The sequence below is a fragment of the Paenibacillus amylolyticus genome (assembly GCF_003719335.1).
Classification (GTDB): Bacteria; Bacillota; Bacilli; order Paenibacillales; family Paenibacillaceae; genus Paenibacillus; species Paenibacillus amylolyticus_D.
In genome coordinates, this window is record NZ_RIAS01000063.1 from 1 (window position 1) to 252 (window position 252).

3 tRNA genes are annotated in these 252 nt (G+C 56.0%); all 3 read left to right on the plus strand.

The features are described from left to right. The 3 genes from EC604_RS29660 to EC604_RS29670 all read left to right on the plus strand — a co-directional run bounded on the left by EC604_RS29660 (position 1) and on the right by EC604_RS29670 (position 252). Positions 1-73 (plus strand) — tRNA-Lys (locus EC604_RS29660). Positions 74-85: 12 nt separating this feature from the next. Further along, positions 86-173, plus strand: a tRNA-Leu gene (locus EC604_RS29665). 8 nt (positions 174-181) lie between these two features. Continuing rightward, a tRNA-Gly gene (locus EC604_RS29670) sits at positions 182-252 on the plus strand.

The window sequence follows — 252 nt, forward strand, 5'->3', positions numbered from 1 at the left end:
GAGTCATTAGCTCAGTTGGTAGAGCACCTGACTTTTAATCAGGGTGTCGAAGGTTCGAATCCTTCATGACTCACTTTCATATTTTGCGGTCGTGGCGGAATTGGCAGACGCGCACGGTTCAGGTCCGTGTGGGCTAACCCCCCGTGGAGGTTCGAGTCCTCTCGACCGCACCATATATTTTGCGGAAGTGGCTCAGCGGTAGAGCATCGCCTTGCCAAGGCGAGGGTCGCGGGTTCGATTCCCGTCTTCCGC